This window comes from Chitinophaga agri (genome assembly GCF_010093065.1).
GTDB lineage: Bacteria > Bacteroidota > Bacteroidia > Chitinophagales > Chitinophagaceae > Chitinophaga > Chitinophaga agri.
In genome coordinates this window covers 7748348-7766702 of record NZ_CP048113.1, presented here as the reverse complement: position 1 = coordinate 7766702, position 18355 = coordinate 7748348, and the positions used below count along the sequence as shown (strand labels likewise).

The window sequence follows — 18355 nt, the reverse complement described above, 5'->3', positions numbered from 1 at the left end:
TTGTTTTCACTTTTGATGAAAATACCTATTGTATTATGGAACTAGCAAGCGCCGGCACCGAACAACTGCGCAAAATGCACCCCCTGGTGGACGATACAACGATTTGCAGACACTGTCAGGAGACTGTCAGTGATAGTTACTGCGGTAAATGTGGCACGCCTGTTACCTTAAAAAGAGTGGATGCGCATTATATTGTCCATGAGATCCAGCATATACTACACTTCGAAAAAGGCATTCTGTATACCATCAGGGCACTGTTGACCCAGCCGGGGAAAAATATCAGGTCGTTTATCTCAGATGACAGGAGCCGGCTGGTTAAACCGGTGATCTTCATTATTATTACCTCCCTCATCTACACGATCGTTGCGCACTACTTTCATACAGAAAATCATTATATGAGTGCCGATGCACCAGCACAGCCAGCAGTATCGGGGATCATGAACTGGATACAGGGACACTATGGATATGCCAACATTCTTATGGGCGCCTGCATCGCGGTATGGCTAAAGCTGTTCTTCCGGAAAAGCGACTACAACTTCTTTGAAGTACTGATCATGCTGTGTTTCGTCATGGGGACAAGCATGCTGTTACTAGCAGTATTTGCCGTTGCGGAAGGATTAACCGGCAGTAACCTGACCAAAGTATCCGGCCCCCTTATGTTCGTGTATAGTGCGTGGGCAATAGGACAGTTTTTTAATGGCAGAAAGCTGGGGAGTTATCTGCTTTCGCTGGCTGCCTATTTGCTGGGCTGTCTGTCGTTTATGATCATTGCCGTGCTGATCGGGGTTGCAATTGCTTTAGCGCACAAGGTATAATGATGCAAATGTCCAGACGACTATAGGCGCATCACCGGCCGCCGGGATCATGACTTTCACCTTAAACAGTCCTGGCACGAGCGCCTTTTTTACCGTTGCCGTTAGTTGCTTGCCATTTAGAATAAACGCTCCGCCCAGCGATGCTGACTGTAAGTCATCCAACAACTTTTGCCCGTGCACTGTTTTAGGGTCTTCACGGTATTTATGAGATTATTACCTTTCTTTGCAGCCTAACCAATAAGATCATGGAACAAATTCAGGAACTCATACAAGCCGGAAAGATAGAAGACGCTATCAGAGAGACAGAAGCTGCACTCAGTCAGTTACCGCAAACGGACTTCCACCAAATCATCGGAAAGAACCTGTTGCACCTGCAGCCGGGCCTGACCAAATTTCTGAACAGCTTCTATGAGACCATGATAACAGAGGAAGAGATGGATGTAAAGGCCATCTATGTTGAAATGAACAGTTTTTCTACGCAATATGAACGCTGGTTTATTCACCTGCTGGCCTATGATACACTGAATAGTCCGGGCAATTTTGAATGGCTGACCGAATTCAGCGGGGAGTCAACCGAAAGTCCGACGATCACGGGTTTTGAGGCCCTGCAGAAGGCTAACCAGCAGTATATGCAGTCGGAAGGCTACCGGGATAATAACCTGCGGCAGGCATGTGAATTACATGAATATCTCGTTGTACTGCGCTTACATGAACTGGTGAAGCTGACCGTAACGGCACAAAAGGGCAAGGCCGCCTGGACGAATGTGCCTGTATTCGTGGGGGCACACGACTTCGAGGATCTGATGTATATAGTACGCTAAATACGTAGGCGGGCCCTTAAAATAAAGGCCCGCCTGCATCTCCTGTCAGCAGCCCGTGACGCTCTACAGCAGAGAGATCAGCGCGCCCCTGTATCCACTGCTCCACTCCTGCCACTAACGTCGCCGCCCCCAGGCAATAAACGCTGCTATCGCGCCCACTACCACATTAAAACCGATAGCAGGTGCCTCTCCCCTCATTATATGAAAGATACAGGCTGACAGCATCAGTGCCATCACGCCATAAGCGGCAAGCAGCGTCAGTTGTGGCCTTATGCGTAAGAGTAGGGGCAGTACAAGTCCTGAAGCGGCCAGTAGGTCTATGATACCCGTTACCTTCACCAATACGGGATGTGCAGCTGTCCAGGGCCACATAGCAGCCAGTTCGCCGGCAGACTTAGATAATTTCATCGTAGCAGCCCACAGCAACGTTATGGCTAACAGCCATTGTGCTATCCACAGGAATACGTTCAGTGTTTTCGATACAGATGTTGTGTTTGTCATATTGCTTTAAAGTAATTGCCGCCGAAATTACCTAGCTTTACTATCCGATCGATAGTACTATCCAACCGGATAGCGCTATCCCACAGGAAAGTAAAGCGTTATATATGTTAGCAAAAGGTGGGTGTCCTAAAACAATGCTGTCTATCAGGGATGCACTGGAAGCATTGGAAGGCAAATGGAAGCTACTGATCCTCTTTGCCTTATCCGAAGGGGCACCTAAACGGTTCGGGGAGATCTCTAAAGCGGTCAACGGCATTACAGACAAAACACTGTCGAAGGAATTAAAAAGCCTGGAAGCCAATAAACTGATTAAAAGAGAAGTATATGATACCTTTCCGCCTATGGTAGAATACACGATCACCCCTCATGGCCTTTCACTGGAGAAAGTCCTTGACGAGCTGCATTTCTGGGGGTTATCCCATAGAAAGAAAGTAATGGGCAGATAAAAGGGGGGAGCATCTGGCACATTAAGCAGATGGTTGATGAGAAATCACTAGTATGATTCTCACCAACGATAGCTTAATTCAATAGCATGTGCCTGCTACTGTCTGATATAACGATTATGCTGAAAGATCTTATTTGCCTTTGGCATCAATCTTTGTAACATTAACAGCGCTATATCCACGTGGAGTTCTTTCCATTAAAAAAGAAACCTTATCTTTTTCGTTTACGGGTTGTGCTAACTGATTAATGTGGAAGAACACACTTTCCTTTGATTTGTCATCTGTAATAAATCCAAACCCTTTGGAGAAATTAAAGAAGGAAACAAATCCGGTCCTGGTAGGATCTTCGGCAGGTCTTGGCGTAGCTCCGATATTAATATCTTCTAACGAAATGTCCTCCGTATTTCTCGTTTTTGGCGGTACGGGACTAAGATTACCATTCTCATCTACATAAGCCAGCATATCTTCCAAACTCTTACCCTTGTTGTTGTTAGCCTTGCGGTCTGCCATCTTCTGGGCTTTGTCCTGCTTAGCTTTAGCTTTCTTATTTCTTTGTTCTTTTTTTGAAAAAGACTCACTCATAGTTTTTCCTGTTTTAGGTACTACTGCAATATTGCAACCGCGAACGATGCGGAACGTATTAACTTATTCAATATTAAATTGCGATCATATATGACGCTATACAAACGTTGTCAGCATTCTCTACAGCCTACGCTGATGCCATCTCATCGGGTATCACAATAACGACACTTCACATCTCTGAACGCCGCCGTAAGCCAGTGACGACTTTAACAGGCGATACCGTTTCCAAAGGAGATAATAGACCAGATAACTGATACACTGCTGCCTGCCTACTTAAACTGCCTACAAAATTATCCATAACCAATGTTTAAAATGTGAGCAATACGGCAGCTGGAAAAGCGAAGACTGAGGAAGAAAAGAAGTTATCCAGACTAAATCAGAAGAAGCCGAGGCAGGAGCCAAATGATCTGTAAAGGTACGGTTTTAAAACGAATAAATAGCAGAATGATCATTCATGATTGCTGTCATTACATTAAATCGTAATACAACTGACGGTATCACCGCTTGTACCGCAGCATAGGAGCCCGACCTGAGCGGCGTCGGGCCGCTTTGTCTATTGTTCTTTATAAACGTACAACTGACACCGTCCATTGCGTCAGTTAAACAGTAACCGGTTCACCGGTAGCAGGCACCGCCTTACAAACCGGGCATGCCGGGGTCAACCGTGCCGCGCAAATGACAACCGGGCAGTGACAATAGCCTTTAGCTGCTACTATATGGGCTACCTTCCTCCCCGACGTATTAGCTACCATACCCATCGGTATACAATTTTCATGTGGCGAACTACTATTTTACGCCATGCCTTTCCATCCACTACCTGAACCGGATCTCCATTGTCTTTTCTGTCATATCAATATTCCAGCTACCGGCATCCGTGACGTCCGGCATATGTGCAGTGATATCCAGATTCCTTGAATACCTGCTAAATGCCTTATTACCCAGTTTTAAGATCAATATATACGCCGACTGCCCGTCTTTACCGATAAACGCCTTTAGTATGATCTCCCGCGTACGGTTGACAGCCTGTATAGAATAATCTTGCGTGGGCAATGGTAAAACCCCGTCACACCAGTATCCCTTCCCCTCATCCTGCTGCAGCTGCTGCAACGCACTACTGATCTGATATTCCAGAAAGGCGCAAAAATCCTGATCTAACATAGAAAACCGGCTTTAGATGAAAGAAGATAAATATACGACATCCCGGGAAAGTCATATATTTCATACACACAATAACGTTATAAATAAAAGGAAGCGGTCAACAACGATATCTGTTATTACGGCCGATCAGATAAACGCAGATACATTGGTTACCGATACCTATGTCAGATACCTTATACGACACTACACAAAAAAGGTATCAGACCTCCACCCGCATCGCTGCAGTGGCTGCCTGATACCCTAATAACCGAAGATCAGTGGCTATTTTACCAGATTCGCCTTGATATAGGTAATGCTGGTTTTGATAGACCCCAGTTCATCTGGCTTGTAGTTATCTTCATGCTCTACGAAGAAATGCTTCATACCCGAAACAGATGCTTTCGCGAAGATGTCTTTATAGTCGATGCTACCTGTACCTACTTCCGCATTCAGATCAGGATTATTCTTATCCATATCTTTCACGTGCCACATCGGGAATCTGCCCGGATATTTCTCAAACAGGTCCGCTGGCTTATAACCTGCACGCACTACCCAGTAGAGGTCCATTTCGAATTTTACCAGTTTGGGAGAGGTGTTATCGAGCAGGATGTTATAACCGGTTGTATCGCCAAACTTTGTAAATTCAAAGTCGTGGTTATGATAACCCAGCTGCAGACCCGAAGCCTTACAGATCTCTGCAGCCTCATTGAGCTTCTGCGCTATTTTCTTATAGTCATCCGCAGTTTTACGGATATCGTCGCCCAGGTATGGTACTACCAGGTACTGAGCACCAATTGTTTTCAATGCTTCAATATTCGCTTTCAGTTCATCAGCACTGTCGCCTTTGATAAATCCGTCAAGACCTACGTGTCCGCTCACAGCTGACAGGCCATGTTGTTTCAGCAGGGCTTTGAACTCTTTTGGAGACAGTCCCCAGAAACCGCCTTTCTGGCTGTAACCGTAGGTTTCCACTTCCTTATAACCCGCCGCGGCTACCTGTGCGATCACTCCTTTTACGTCTTTGGGCAGCAGGTCACGCAGGGTATACAGCTGGATACCTACATTCTTCACACGCTTTGAACCAGCCAGACTCTCTAATGATGGAAACAGTAAAATACCTGCGGATGCGATACCTGCCTGCTTAATAAATGTTCTTCTTGAATGCATTGTTAATCAATTTACGAGGAGTTGAAAATAATACCAATTGTAATATTATGCAAGCCTTTTATACCTTACAAATCACTGCCAATGGTGTTCCCTTGCCACAATAACTATCTTTTTCCATAGTGGATCCAGCGCCTTTCTGCCAGCAAAAAACGTTTAAAAGTATTAAAATTTGCAGGAAACCGCAACCCCTTCCACCCTCTCCATGCAAATATCAGTCCGTATCTGCATCATCACCTGCCAGAGGTAATTACAACTCCCGCTTCGTGTTCAATTCATTCCTGTAAATCATACCAGCCACTTCGCCAGTCAGCCGTTGATGAAAGATTGTCTTTCAATGGATGTTGATAACAATTAGTTACCCACAATGGCACAAATCAATTTGAAGTCTCTGAGGTAAGTCATATATTTGCCGCCCCTGGCATTTTTGCCATAAAATGATCTTTTATTTATTAGCTCAGAAGGTGGATTGATTGGTAGCCGGAGATTACGCTAAGCTGTAACAGCCTTATTATAAAGTGAATTGAAGTGTCTACGTCACAACCATTCACTCAGAAAGAAAGAACCCGCGTACACATCTACGCGGGTTCTTTCTTTCTGAAGACATCTCTGGAAAACAACCCGGTTCAATACGCCTGCTCACACAACGTAGTCATTAACGGTAAATGCACCTTTACTGACCTTACGGATACGGCTTACTGGACGAACAACGATACTTAATACGCTTAACAGAACACTCATTAAATGCAACTAATTCCTGCAGATCATACAGCTTTCTTTCATTGGTTTAAACAACATACCGAAACATACTGGAGCAAGGACAGGAATGCTTCCCCGGAAGAGAACCTGTGTCCTGAATGGATTCAGGGCGCCAGATGGATCGGCATGACCGATGAACAGATTGACCTGGTGCAGGACAGATATGGCGTTGTGTTTGCACCCGAACACCGGTCATTCCTGAAAATCCTGCATACCATCGACAGGAAGAAAAGAGTATATGAGCAGTTCGGCGCTACCAAAGGCAATTACGTTGAACACCCTTTTCTCTATAACTGGTTTGAAGATGAAGAAGCCATCAAGCTCCGTCTCCGCTTCGCCTACAACACTATACTGGATGATGTACTCCGCATGGGCATCTGGCAAACCAGGTCATGGGGTGAAAGACCCGACACCGACAGTGAACGAACAGAGATCTTTACCAGCGTATTCGAAAAAGCCCCTAAACTCGTTCCGTTAAATGATCACCGCTTCCTCGTGTCTGACCCGGCACTGGATACAAGACCTGTTGTCTCCGTCTGGGGTGCGGATATTGTTTGCTACGGACTCGATCTGAGAAAATACCTGCTGCACGAATTTAACGAGCACCTCGATATCTATCACCGTACGTACAACGCGTCCCACGACTCCTGGGAATGGGTACTGAATGATGAATACAAACCCTACTTTATGTATGAAGACAGGTCAGGATTGAGAAATGTACCCTTCTGGGGCGATTTCCTGATGTGATCCGGCTCTTCGGTGATGGGGAGTCCATCATGCCCCTCAGCTACCTGATACTGGTATTTGGCGCGTTTAAAAAATGATATTTAACAGCTATCATATTAATATATATATCGCGCACTCCCGCCACTATAACGTATCTTTGCGGTCTTTATCCAACATTACATATTAATGAGCACAACTATTACGCCTGCCCTGAATGAACGCAGCAATGGCACCTGTGAACTTTGTACCAGTGAACCTGCTGCCATCGCCTACGCGGTAAGTCCTAAAAACAACGACGCCATCGAAAACGAAGTAGCCGTATGTCAAACCTGCCTCTCTGCTATGGAAGATGCGACCGCCGTTATGCACTGGCATTGCCTGGCCGGCAGCATCTGGAATACCGAACCCAGTGTACAGGCTTTAAGCTACCGTTTACTCTATAAATACAAAGACCAGGAATGGGCCACTGAGATCATCAACTCCGTAGAGATCGATGAGGCAGTGAGCAACTGGGCATTAAGCGCTTTTGAAGTAAAAGCCATACACCTGGACAGCAATGGTACTGAGCTTGTCAATGGCGACACCGTTGTGCTGACACAGGGCCTGAACGTGAAAGGTGCCAACTTCATGGCCCCTAAAGGTACCATCGTCCGTAAAATAAGACTGGTAGCTGATAACCACGAACAAATAGAAGGAAAGATTAACGAACAGACTATCGTGATACTGACAAAATACGTACGTAAGTCATAATGATACCTGGCTGTAGTGGCGTCCGCTGCTACAGCTTCCATTTTCCGCTGTCCCCCGACTCCTCCGTCCTCTCTTTCCCTCGGAATTTTCCTGATTCCTGATTCCCCAACCCTAATTTCTTTACCTTCGCCTTCCAACTAACCTTCCTGCATGAGCCGAATCAACTGGACAAACGAAAAGCTGTTCGAACGCTTACTGAATAATCAGTCGACCCGTACCTACTGGGATAATGTCAAAACACTCTGCACCCGTCCTGAAAAAGCAGTGTTCAAACGCTGCTCAGCACTTGTTAAATCAACGCTGCCACGTGAACGACGCATAGGCATCGATGTACTGTCACAACTGGGAGGGGCAGCACGTCCGTTTCAAAAACCAACACTGGCATTATACATGCGGATACTACCAAATGAGCGTGATGTAAAAGTGCTGGAATCATTGTTACACGCGATCGGTCACAATAATACAGGTCTGGACGATAAGGATATTGAAAAGTTATCCTATCTGAAAAAACACCGGTATGCGGTGGTCCGTTACGGCGTAGTGCATGCCTTACAGAAAGTAGATAAACCCGCTGCCATTGATATGCTGATCGATCTCTCCGGGGATAAAGATACCGACGTCCGTGACTGGGCGACATTCTCCCTGGGGTCAATGATCACCCGGAATAATAAAGCCATACGGGATGCACTCTGGGCCAGGATCAGCGACACGGATGAAGATACCCGCATGGAAGCCATCATGGGACTAGCCAGCAGAAAAGATCCCGGCATTTATGAGGTGATCAGGAAGGAACTGTCAACAGGAGAAACAGGCACCTTGTTATTTGATGCGATCGCTGCTTTAGGCGGACAGGAATTTCTTTCTCCGCTGAAAAAGCTACACAAACAATCCGCAAACGACCGTACCGTTCATCCGCAATGGCTCAGTAAACTGGAAGATGCGATCGAAGTACTGACTGCATAAGATGCATAGCGTACGCATTACCCGATAAGTACTAATTTAATAGCTTTGTAAAAACAGATGAATTTCATGAGAGCGGCAGTTATAGACATTGGTACCAATACCTTTCACCTCATCATTGCGGACCTGACTCATGGCGGCGCGGATATTCTGTACAGGACGACCGTACCCGTGCTGTTAGGACAGGGCCGCATCAATGAAAATATGATCATCCCGGAAGCTTTTGAAAGAGGGATCAAAACGCTGGAGGAATTTCACCGGCAGATCATTGCCCATGATGTTGCGATCGTAAAAGCAACCGCAACATCGGCTGTCAGAAGTGCAACGAACGGACAGGCATTTGTTGACAAAGCAAAAGAGACCGGTATTGACATTGAAATTATTTCGGGAGACCAGGAAGCAGCCTATATCTTCAATGGTGTACAGGCAACGGGCGTCATTCAGCAAACATCCCTGGTCATGGATATAGGCGGAGGCAGCACAGAATTTATCATCGGTAACGAACAGGGCATCGTCTGGAAAAAAAGCTACAATATTGGCGCCGCGCGCCTCATGCAGGCCTATTTTCATTCGGACCCGATGAGTGAAAGCGATCACCATGCCATCACTACCCTGCTTGATCAGACACTGGATGAACTGAAGACCGTCTGCGCACAATACAGACCTGCAGCCCTCATCGGATCGGCTGGTGCTTTTGAATCATTTGCAGCCCTGCTGAACAACGGAGAAGAAGTTCGTGCTATCGCCACTATGCCACTCGATATCGCTGGCTATAAAGCACTCTCGGCACGCCTGATCGCATCTACGCATGAAGAACGGGTACATATGAAGGGACTCATTTCATTGAGAGTAGATATGATCGTTATTGCCGCCATCCTGACAAATTACGTACTGGAACACATTCCGTTCAAGACGCTGCACCTGTCAACCTATGACCTTAAAATGGGCATCCTGTATGCCTTAAAAACACAATACGGCAAATAGCTATTTTGCCTCCTCTGCCATAAGGGATCCTATCTGCACCTCCCCGTCAGGTACATAAGTGGCAATGATCGTCCCCTTAGAACCGACCACGGTATCTGTCAGCTTCCATTGCTGTGGCTGTGTGCCCTCCCGGAAAAGCTGCTTGCCCTTTCCCAGTGTGATCGGGCAGATCCAGGTATGTAGTTCATCGATCAGTTGGTGGGCCAGCAGGGTTTGCACCAGCACACTGCTCCCATGCACCAGCAGGTCCGGTCCATCCTGTGCTTTCAGCTGTTGTAGTCCGGCTACCACATCTCCCGTGATCAGGTTAGCATGTGCCCAGGCTAAATCAAGTTGCTGAGATGATACCACGTACTTCGAGATACGGTTAAAGAGCTGTCCTATTGCATCTTCTCTACCCGGCCAGTATCCGGCGAATATATCATATGTACGACGCCCCAGTAGCAGGTCAAAAGGACCTGACATGATCTTCTCCAGCTTCTTATCAGTCAGATCATCGCCGTAAGGAAACATCCATCCACCCCATTCGAACTGACCGGACGGATCTTCTTCCGGACCGCCCGGGGCCTGCAATACCCCATCCATCGTCAGAAACATACAGACAATAATCTTTCTCATAACATTTTGTTTTTAGTACACTACAAATGTACCGGCGAAGCTTTAGTCAGGGGTGGGGCAATTAGGACAAACTGCAGGCATTTTGGGACAGAATGCCGCAGGTGTATCGTTTTACGAGCATCTGGGGGATGATGACGATACGTTGGTTACGATGCATAAGTGGGTAAAAAAGAGCATCTATTTACAGATCAGGGAGCTATTGACAGTAAGGCTGGATACAGACAAAATGAAGCAACTGGACCGGTCCTACGGTATGGGCTGATGGATACGATGTATGGCAATCAGGCGGTATCTACTGGCTTTTTCAGATTATAGCAATATCTTTATACGAATGTTCGTTTAAACCATACAGTAATGTCTTTAACAAAAACCCGATGGAAGATCGAATCCGACAGGATCGTTATCTATCCCTACAGATCATTTTTTATTTTAGGCGGTGCACTGGCCGTTGTTTTCGCCGGAATTATTATTGCTTTCCGCAGCATAGGCGAGCAAAATGTCATTGGTACCCTACCCGTTGCCTCCTTTCTTTTTTTCGCACTGGCATTGTTCATCATGGGAGGATTTACATATATCCTCTTCGACCGTACGAATAACAGGATGAAGAAAATGCTGTTTGGCATTATTCCTGTCAGAAGTATTCCTTTTGATAAACTACAGGGCGTCAATATTATCACGTCGATGGGCTCCTTTAATTTCGCCATGTTCACCAAAGCCAATAAATATGGCAGGGGCATCAATCTATCATCCGGCTACGGGAAAGATACCGATACTAATGCCGTCGCCTTCAGTAATGAAGTCATCCCACTGATCCATCAGTTCCTGGATGCAGCAGATCCATTACCACAGGAAAAAACAGAGATGATCACCGACTACCAGTATTTTGTATCAGATGGCGGCATCTATACGCTGAAATCATCGCGGATAGGTTTATGCTGCTCAGGTATCGCCCTGCTGGCATTTGGTATACATGAAAGCACGGCTTTCGCCTGGATACACGACGTGAATATAATAGGTAAGCTGTGCCTGACCGTCGGCGCGATCATATTCGGCATCTTACTTATTTCCGGTGCCTTTACAAAGGTGACTTTTAATACAGGCACCCGCATGATTGAAAGAAAGAGCCCTATCAGACTGGGTAACTATCAATTTGCATTTGAACACTTTGTTACTTTCCAGACCGTACGCAGAACCTATAATGGTATTTATTCCGGTACAGAGGTAAACATCCATTTCTATAAACCGGGAGACAAGAAAGAAAGAGCCATGCAGCTGTCTACCTTCCGGAATACACGGAAGATTGAACGCTTTATCCAGGAGGTGAAGAGCATCATGAGATAACTGATCGTAAATCATAAAACTGAACGGCGGCCGCGGATATATCATGTGGCCGCCGTTGCGCTTTATATGCATGCTACCTGATCCATCCCTTTCTCCTGATTTCCATACTATTATTCCCCCATATCAGCCAAAGTGATCAACTGTCATTGCTACACATATTAACGCTTACTATTACTACTTATAACCACACTTTTTTCCGTTTATGTAATCCGGACTTGTCTATATAACCAACTTTATATAATTTTAGCATCTGATGAGAAAGTGGATCAACGGATTTTTTATAACGCTGTTTTTTCTTCTGCTAGGCGTATATCACCAGTCGCATGCTCACCTGAGCGGCGATACGACAGGTGCTATACTGGCAAAGGCGGTGGATAATCCGGCCTGTCAGCAGCTGACCACTTCTTCATCACGGCATACGGTTTATAGCAGGTTACATGCACCCGGCAAACCGAAGAAGAACTACATAAAAATATTTGCCGCTGATAATGAAGAAGACGACGATCTGACCGCCTTCAAAAAGACTCTCGAAATACCCCGTTACCTTACTGCTTTCTTCTCCAACGACCTTACTGATTATTTCTCCCGTCATTTTAGACCCGGCTTAGCTTATAATAAGCTCCTATCCTATCTGCCTGCTGACCGCTACATCATGTACCTGGTGATCAGGATCTGATCTGACGCTCCCGGCTGTATACTACAACAGTCCGGTCCTTCCTGCTTTATTTATTTCATGCAGTTATCCGATAGCGTTTGCTATCAGATACATGGCCGTGTATTGTCAATACACATCACTTAAAACAAATTATCCGAAATAATATACCGCGCTGAAAAGCAATTACTATGAAAAGAATTGTCATGCTTACGGGCTTGTGGGCCATGCTGTGCCATACCAGCTGTAAATCTACACACGCAGAAGAAAAAGAAGGCGAGAGTAAATTCTTTGTGACCAGTCCGATAAAAATGGACACCTCCGTTATGAAGGAATACGTCTCGCAGATCCGCTCAATACGTAATATTGAGATCAGGGCACAGGAAAAAGGATACCTGGAAAGCATCCTGACAGATGAAGGACAATTCGTAAGAAAAGGACAATCGCTGTTTAAGATCATGCCGAAGATCTATGAATCCGAAATGCTGAAAGCGCAGGCAGAGGCAAAAGCAACGGAGATCGAACTACAGAATACACAGGCGCTGTTTAACAGGAACGTCGTCTCGCCTAATGAGCTGGCATTGGCCAAAGCCAAACTGGAAAAGGCAAATGCAGAACTTTCCCTCGCCAAGGTACACCTGGCATTTACGGATATCAAAGCGCCGTTTGATGGTTATATTGACCGACTGCCATTGAAACTCGGCAGCCTGATCGAAGAAGGTGAACTCCTCACTACCCTAAGCGATAACAGTGAGATGTTCGCTTATTACAACGTCTCCGAGCCGGAATATCTTGACTATAAGAACAGTGAACAGAACGGAGAAAAAACAAAAGTACAACTGCTGGAAGCCAATAATCAGCTATTCAAATATCCGGGGATTGTTGAAACAATAGAAAGTGAGTTCAATAACGAAACAGGTAACATCGCCTTCAGAGCGAAATTCCCTAATCCGGATAAACTGCTGAAACATGGTGAGACCGGTAAAGTGCTGATGACCGTTGCGCTGAAGAATGCCATGGTCATTCCACAGAAGGCGACCTACGAGATCCAGGACAAAAAATATGTGTTCGTAGTTGATAAGAACAATGTGTTAAAATCAAGGGAGATCGCTATTGAGGCACAGATGCCGGACCTCTTCGTGGTGAAGAGTGGTTTGACAGAGAATGACAGGATACTGCTGGAAGGTGTACAAAAGGTCAAGGACAATGATAAGATCACTTATCAATATCAGGACCCGGCAACTGTCATCACACACCTCAGGTTGAAAGCAGAATAGTGTAACCATTAAAAAACAGGCAACATGTTCAGTAATATTATTAAAAGGCCCGTCCTCTCTATAATGCTCTCACTCATTATAGTGCTGCTGGGGGTATTGGGCATTATGAGTCTCCCGGTGACACAGTTCCCCGCGATCTCTCCCCCTACCGTAAAAGTAACCGCCGAATACCCCGGCGCCAATGGTGAACTGCTGGTGAAGACCGTGATCATCCCATTGGAAAGAGCTATAAACGGGGTACCCGGCATGAAATATATGACGTCCGATGCGACCAACACCGGTGAAGCGAATATCCAGGTGGTCTTTGACCTGGGTACAGATCCTAACCAGGCCGCACTGAACGTGCAGAACCGCATCGCCAAAGTGATCAACAAGCTGCCACCACTGGTGATCCGCGAAGGGTTGCTGACCAGCCTTGAACAACCGGCGATGCTGATGTATGTGAACCTGTACAGTAAAGATGAACATACAGATGAACGGTTCCTTTATAATTATGCAGATATAAATATCTTACCTGAACTGTCACGTCTGAAGGGTATTGGTAGTGCACGTATCCTGGGTACCCGCGAGTATTCCATGCGTATCTGGCTGAAACCGGACAGAATGCTGGCCTATAAGATCTCATCAGAAGAGGTTATGAAAGCGCTCAATGAACAGAGCCTTGAAGCCTCTCCGGGTAAAACGGGGGAAAGCTCCGGTAAACGTTCGCAGGCTTTTGAATATGTGTTAAAGTACCCGGGTAGGTTCAGTACAAAGGAGGAGTATGAAAATATTATCCTCCGGGCTAATCCCGACGGGGAACTGCTGCACCTGAAAGATGTGGCGGATATTGAATTCGGCAGTTTATTCTATGATATCTATTCCAATCTGAACGGCCGTCCTTCTGCCGCGATCGTATTGAAACAATACTATGGTAGTAATGCGAGCCAGGTTATCAAGGAAGTAAAAGAAAAACTGGAGCAGATCAAGTCGCGGTCATTCCCGCAGGGTATGGACTACGAGATCAGCTACGACGTATCTAAATTCCTGGATGCCTCTATAGAGAAAGTGTTACATACCCTGGGTGAGGCATTCGTGCTGGTAGGTATTGTGGTATTCCTGTTCCTGGGTGACTGGCGATCTACCCTGATCCCTGCGCTGGCAGTACCGGTATCGCTGGTGGGTACATTTATGTTCATGCAGTTCTTCGGACTGACGCTCAACCTGATCACGCTCTTCGCGCTTGTACTCTCCATCGGTATTGTGGTAGATAATGCTATTGTGGTGATAGAGGCTGTACACGCCAAGATGGCGGAGCAACACCTTTCGCCTTACATGGCTACCAAACACGTCGTACATGAGATCAGCGGAGCGATCATCGCTATTACGCTGGTAATGGCAGCAGTGTTCATTCCGGTGGCGTTCATGTCTGGTCCGGTAGGGATCTTCTACAGACAGTTCTCTATCACTATGGCAACGGCTATCGTACTTTCCGGTGTGATCGCATTAACGCTGACGCCGGCCCTGTGTATCATGATGCTGAAGAACACACATGGTCAGGCGAGAAAAAAGACGCCAATCAACAGGTTCCTGGACTGGTTTAACAACCGTTTCGACCGGCTGACAGGAAGGTATACTAACCTGTTAAAGAAGATCGTGAACCGCCGCGTGATCACCTTTGGTACGCTGATCGCGTTCTGTGCGGCCACCTGGTTTATCAGCGGCACGGTGCCGCCGGGCTTTATTCCCGCGGAAGATCAGGGTATGATCTATGCCGTGATACAGGCGCCTCCGGGTTCTTCACTGGAAAGGACGAATGAGATCTCAAACAGATTACAGAAAATAGCGGAGAAAATAGACGGTGTACAGTCAGTTTCCTCGCTGGCAGGTTATGAGATATTGACGGAAGGCACCGGCTCCAACTCGGGCACCTGTCTGATCAACCTGAAAAGCTGGGAAGAGCGTAAACAATCTGCTGAAGAGATCATACGTGAACTGGAAGAGAAAGCTAAAGACATCCCCGGAGCCGTTGTGGAATTTTTCCAGCCACCAGCTGTTCCCGGTTATGGTGCGGCGGGCGGTTTTGACCTACGCCTGCTGGATAAGACAGGTAGCAACGATTATAAGAAGATGGAGAAGGTGAACAATGACTTTGTGAATGCATTAAGAAAACGCAGGGAACTGACCGCTCTCTTTACCTTCTACAGTGCCAGCTACCCGCAATTTGTGCTGCACATTGACAATGCTATCGCACAACAAAAAGGTGTGACCATCGCTAACGCCATGCAAACACTGTCCACACTGATCGGTAGTAACTACGAGACGAGCTTTATCCGTTATGGCCGTTTGTATAAGGTGATGGTACAGGCAGGTCCGCAATACCGGTCTAATCCTGACGACATTATGAAACTCTATGTGAAGAATGACCGGGAGGAAATGGTGCCGCTGTCTACATTTATGTCGATGGAAAAGGTCTATGGACTGAATGAGATCACGCGGTATAACATGTTCACATCTTCGGCGATCAAAGGTTCTCCTGCAGTGGGTTACAGTAGTGGCGATGCGATCAGGGCGATCCAGGAAGTAGCGGCACAGACCTTACCAAGAGGATACGACATTGACTGGGGCGGTATGACGAAAGATGAGGTAGGCCGTGGTAATGAGGCCATCTTTATCTTCCTGATCTGTCTTGCGTTCGTGTATATGATCCTTGCTTCGCAATATGAAAGTTTCATGTTGCCGCTGGCGGTCGTGTTATCACTGCCGGCAGGTGTGTTTGGCGCGTTCCTCTTCCTGAAATTACTGGGACTGGAAAACAATATCTATGCGCAGGTAGGTATGGTCATGCTGATTGGTCTGCTGGGTAAGAATGCCGTATTGATCGTGGAATTTGCCGTACAGAAACACCAGTCAGGCGAGTCCGTATTCCGCTCGGCGGTGGAAGGTGCCAAGGCGCGTTTTCGTCCCATTCTGATGACATCCTTCGCCTTTATTGCGGGTTTGATACCACTGGTATTCGCAACCGGTCCGGGTGCGATCGGTAACCGTACGATCGGTACAGCTGCCGCCGGCGGTATGCTATTCGGAACGATCTTCGGGGTGGTACTGGTACCCGGACTGTATTACTTCTTCGGTAAAATTGCGGAGAAACACCAGCTGGTAAAACATGAAGAAGAACTTCCTCTCACTGAAGAAATTGAGCACAATGTTTAAAGGAAAGCGATACAAATACATCATAGGCGGCTGTATTGCACTGGGTTTTACCGCATGCAGCGTTCCCAAAACGGTAGAGAAAAAGGAAAATACAAACACACCTGCGGGTTATGGCAACACCACCGGTGATAGCACAAATACGGCGAAGATCAGATGGAGAGAGTACTTCACCGATCCTATGCTGCGCGATCTGATCGATACGGCATTACAGCACAATCAGGAGCTGAACATCACCTTACAGGAGATAAGTATCAGCCAGAACGAGATAAGGGCCAGAAAAGGCGAATATCTGCCATTTGTTGGCATTAAGGGAGCGGCTGATGTAGAAAAAGTAGGACGTTATACCAGCCAGGGAGCAGGCGATGCCACTACGGAGATCAAACCGGGCAAAGAGATGCCTGATCCATTGCCCAACTACCTCGTGGCTGCCTATGCCACATGGGAGATAGACATCTGGCATAAGCTGCATAATGCGACGAAAGCGGCTGTTACAAGGTATCTGGCTACTGTGGAAGGCAGGAACTTTATGGTGACCAGTCTGATTGCGGAAATCGCTAATTCCTACTATGAGTTACTGGCACTCGATAATCAGCTGCGCATCGTCAAACAAAATATCGATATTCAAACGAATGCGCTGGAGATCGTGAAGATCCAGAAGGAAGCGACGCGTGTGACGGAACTGGCTGTGAGGAAATTTGAAGCGGAAGTGTTAAAGACGAAGAGCCTGCAGTATGATATCCAGCAGCAGATCACAGAGACGGAGAACAGGATCAACTTCCTGTTAGGCCGTTATCCGCAACCTATTGCCAGGAATGCAGACAGCTTCGGTACCTCTATGCCGGCGGCGATCAAACCAGGTATGCCTTCGCAACTGCTGACCAACCGGCCTGATATTAAACGGGCGGAACTGGAACTCACGGCTGCCAGACTCGATATCAAGGTAGCGAAAGCCCGGTTTTATCCATCGCTGGGTATCTCCGCCGCCTTCGGATATGAGGCATTTAATCCAGGCTACCTGTTTAAAACACCCTCGTCGTTGTTGTATTCTATCGGCGGAGACCTGATAGCCCCGCTGGTGAACAGGAACGCGATCAAAGCGGAATATGCCAGCGCCAGTGCCAAACAGGTACAGGCGGCATACAACTACGAACGCAGTATACTAAACGCGTACGTGGAAGTAGCGAATATCCTGTCAAAGATCCAGAACCTGCAACAGAGTTATACATTGAAATCAGCGCAGGTAGCTGCATTGTCGCAGTCGATCAATATCTCTAATGACCTGTTCAAATCGGCCAGGGCTGATTATATGGAAGTACTGCTGACACAACGTGATGCACTCGAATCTAAGTTTGAACTGATAGAGACACAGAAAGCGCAGATGAATGCACTGGTGGATATCTACCAGGCACTGGGTGGCGGTTGGAATTAAAGAAAGGATAGACGATCAGGATGAATAAATAAGGCTCACCAAAAGGGTGGGCTTTGTTTTTAAGGTAGGTCCTTCATCGCTATCAGCCGTGAATGTCATATAGTTTTAAAAAACCTGCAGCACATTGGTCTAGTTGGGCAAGCACTGCTGCAGCGGTGAATGATGTAGGCCGGGGTGACTGGGCGTCCATAAGTATATTTTAGA

The 18355-nt window shown here is 46.7% G+C and carries 19 protein-coding genes; 14 read left to right on the top strand and 5 right to left on the bottom strand.

Features of this window, described 5'->3' with window-relative positions:
* Nucleotides 1-35 precede the first annotated feature (35 nt).
* A complete protein-coding gene (locus tag GWR21_RS30490; RefSeq protein WP_238430093.1) occupies nt 36-815 on the top strand; it encodes a DUF3667 domain-containing protein in 780 nt (259 codons plus the stop codon).
* A gap of 245 nt (nt 816-1060) precedes the next feature.
* Nucleotides 1061-1636 (top strand): hypothetical protein, encoded by a 576-nt coding sequence (locus tag GWR21_RS30485; protein WP_162335464.1) that lies wholly within the window; start codon nt 1061-1063, stop codon nt 1634-1636.
* 114 nt (nt 1637-1750) lie between these two features.
* Here the strand turns inward: GWR21_RS30485 and GWR21_RS30480 are convergent, their stop codons facing one another.
* Nucleotides 1751-2137, bottom strand: coding sequence for a DoxX family protein (locus tag GWR21_RS30480; protein WP_162335463.1), 387 nt, complete (start codon nt 2135-2137; stop codon nt 1751-1753).
* Nucleotides 2138-2241: 104 nt separating this feature from the next.
* On the opposite strand from GWR21_RS30480, the gene GWR21_RS30475 reads away from it, so the two are divergent.
* Nucleotides 2242-2583 (top strand): winged helix-turn-helix transcriptional regulator, encoded by a 342-nt coding sequence (locus GWR21_RS30475; RefSeq protein ID WP_162335462.1) that lies wholly within the window; start codon nt 2242-2244, stop codon nt 2581-2583.
* Nucleotides 2584-2712: 129 nt separating this feature from the next.
* On the opposite strand, the gene GWR21_RS30470 is transcribed toward GWR21_RS30475, so the two are convergent.
* From GWR21_RS30470 to GWR21_RS30460, 3 genes are all read right to left on the bottom strand, one after another.
* Nucleotides 2713-3162, bottom strand: coding sequence for a cold-shock protein (locus tag GWR21_RS30470; protein WP_162335461.1), 450 nt, complete (start codon nt 3160-3162; stop codon nt 2713-2715).
* Nucleotides 3163-3975: 813 nt separating this feature from the next.
* Nucleotides 3976-4320, bottom strand: coding sequence for a hypothetical protein (locus GWR21_RS30465; protein ID WP_162335460.1), 345 nt, complete (start codon nt 4318-4320; stop codon nt 3976-3978).
* Between the two features lie 261 nt (nt 4321-4581).
* Nucleotides 4582-5466, bottom strand: a complete 885-nt coding sequence (locus GWR21_RS30460) for a sugar phosphate isomerase/epimerase family protein (protein WP_162335459.1) — start codon at nt 5464-5466, stop codon at nt 4582-4584.
* A 525-nt stretch (nt 5467-5991) separates the two neighbouring features.
* Here GWR21_RS30460 and GWR21_RS30455 point away from each other — a divergent pair.
* The 5 genes from GWR21_RS30455 (at nt 5992) to GWR21_RS30435 (ending at nt 9642) form a co-directional block, all read left to right on the top strand.
* The gene (locus GWR21_RS30455; protein WP_162335458.1) at nt 5992-6183 is read left to right on the top strand and encodes a hypothetical protein; all 192 of its coding nucleotides are present in this window, start codon (nt 5992-5994) and stop codon (nt 6181-6183) included.
* A 24-nt stretch (nt 6184-6207) separates the two neighbouring features.
* A complete protein-coding gene (locus tag GWR21_RS30450; protein WP_162335457.1) occupies nt 6208-6969 on the top strand; it encodes a hypothetical protein in 762 nt (253 codons plus the stop codon).
* Between the two features lie 165 nt (nt 6970-7134).
* Nucleotides 7135-7698, top strand: a complete 564-nt coding sequence (locus GWR21_RS30445; protein WP_162335456.1) for a PhnA domain-containing protein — start codon at nt 7135-7137, stop codon at nt 7696-7698.
* 150 nt (nt 7699-7848) lie between these two features.
* On the top strand, nt 7849-8661 hold the full coding sequence (locus tag GWR21_RS30440) for a HEAT repeat domain-containing protein (RefSeq protein WP_162335455.1): 813 nt from the start codon (nt 7849-7851) through the stop codon (nt 8659-8661).
* 66 nt (nt 8662-8727) lie between these two features.
* Nucleotides 8728-9642: a Ppx/GppA phosphatase family protein gene (locus GWR21_RS30435; protein ID WP_162335454.1), complete on the top strand. Its 915-nt coding sequence runs from the start codon at nt 8728-8730 to the stop codon at nt 9640-9642.
* Here the strand turns inward: GWR21_RS30435 and GWR21_RS30430 are convergent, their stop codons facing one another.
* A complete protein-coding gene (locus GWR21_RS30430) occupies nt 9643-10260 on the bottom strand; it encodes a dihydrofolate reductase family protein (RefSeq protein WP_162335453.1) in 618 nt (205 codons plus the stop codon).
* An 82-nt stretch (nt 10261-10342) separates the two neighbouring features.
* Here GWR21_RS30430 and GWR21_RS30425 point away from each other — a divergent pair, with 82 nt between their 5' ends.
* The 6 genes from GWR21_RS30425 to GWR21_RS30400 all read left to right on the top strand — a co-directional run bounded on the left by GWR21_RS30425 (nt 10343) and on the right by GWR21_RS30400 (nt 18151).
* The gene (locus GWR21_RS30425; protein WP_162335452.1) at nt 10343-10522 is read left to right on the top strand and encodes a hypothetical protein; all 180 of its coding nucleotides are present in this window, start codon (nt 10343-10345) and stop codon (nt 10520-10522) included.
* Between the two features lie 92 nt (nt 10523-10614).
* Nucleotides 10615-11601: a hypothetical protein gene (locus GWR21_RS30420; protein WP_162335451.1), complete on the top strand. Its 987-nt coding sequence runs from the start codon at nt 10615-10617 to the stop codon at nt 11599-11601.
* Between the two features lie 253 nt (nt 11602-11854).
* Nucleotides 11855-12277 (top strand): hypothetical protein, encoded by a 423-nt coding sequence (locus tag GWR21_RS30415; protein ID WP_162335450.1) that lies wholly within the window; start codon nt 11855-11857, stop codon nt 12275-12277.
* Between the two features lie 167 nt (nt 12278-12444).
* Complete coding sequence (locus tag GWR21_RS30410) at nt 12445-13530, top strand: efflux RND transporter periplasmic adaptor subunit (protein ID WP_162335449.1); 1086 nt, start codon at nt 12445-12447, stop codon at nt 13528-13530.
* Between the two features lie 24 nt (nt 13531-13554).
* Nucleotides 13555-16722 (top strand): efflux RND transporter permease subunit, encoded by a 3168-nt coding sequence (locus tag GWR21_RS30405; protein ID WP_162335448.1) that lies wholly within the window; start codon nt 13555-13557, stop codon nt 16720-16722.
* Nucleotides 16676-18151 carry a TolC family protein gene (locus GWR21_RS30400; protein ID WP_238430091.1) on the top strand — a complete coding sequence of 492 codons (1476 nt, stop codon included), beginning with the start codon at nt 16676-16678 and terminating at the stop codon, nt 18149-18151. Before GWR21_RS30405 ends, GWR21_RS30400 begins: the two co-directional genes overlap by 47 nt.
* Nucleotides 18152-18355 lie beyond the last annotated feature (204 nt).